At 58.4% G+C, this 670-nt stretch carries 2 protein-coding genes; both read left to right on the top strand.

Going from position 1 to position 670, the window contains the following annotated elements:
• Window positions 1–206 precede the first annotated feature (206 nt).
• Window positions 207–407 carry a type II toxin-antitoxin system RelE/ParE family toxin gene (locus DSOL_RS26225; RefSeq protein WP_235839020.1) on the top strand — a complete coding sequence of 67 codons (201 nt, stop codon included), beginning with the start codon at window positions 207–209 and terminating at the stop codon, window positions 405–407.
• A gap of 19 nt (window positions 408–426) precedes the next feature.
• Window positions 427–670: hypothetical protein (locus tag DSOL_RS28565; protein WP_139314646.1), on the top strand; the 244-nt coding region annotated here is incomplete at its 3' end.

The following is a 670-nucleotide window of genomic DNA, read 5'->3' as shown; positions in this document are numbered from 1 at the left end:
GAACGGTTTGCGCCCCCTCACCTTGACGTCAGTCGTCCACTGCACTAACTTACAGCCATGTTCCCGCCGCCGAATCACGGTCGTCGAAACGGCGACATTTAAAAAACGACGCAGACAGCCTTCTTGATGAGAAAGAACGGCTCGAATGCATCACGTATCTGGCGAGCAATCCCGAAGCCGGCAAGGTGATGCCCGGCACGGGAGGCGTGCGCAAGCTGCGTTTTGCCAGGGAGCATGAAGGGAAAAGCGGCGGCTACCGGATCATCTACTATTTCTATAACGACGACATGCCCCTGTTTGCCCTCATGCTCTATCCGAAGAACGCCAAATGCTCCCTCACCCAGGGAGAACGCAACGCGCTTAAGCAACTGGCCCGGGAACTGATCGACTCCTACAATCCGAGGTGACCGCCAATGACCGCCATGGGTGAAAAACTGCTGCAAAGCATGCGCGAGGCCGTGGCCTACGCCAAGGGCGAGGCACAACCCGAGGACTACCGGGGCTCCACGCCGTATCGGTGGACGTGCGCGAGATCCGCAAAAAGCTCAAGATGACGCAAAAGCACTTTGCCCAGGAGATCGGCTTTTTCCCTGGACACCCTGCGTCATTGGGGAACAGAAACGCCGCACGCCGGAAGGTCCGGCCAGGGCCTATCTGCTCGTCATTTCCC

It is taken from the genome of Desulfosporosinus metallidurans (assembly GCF_001936615.1).
Taxonomy (GTDB): Bacteria; Bacillota; Desulfitobacteriia; order Desulfitobacteriales; family Desulfitobacteriaceae; genus Desulfosporosinus; species Desulfosporosinus metallidurans.
This window is presented reverse-complemented; position numbering and strand designations above follow the sequence as displayed.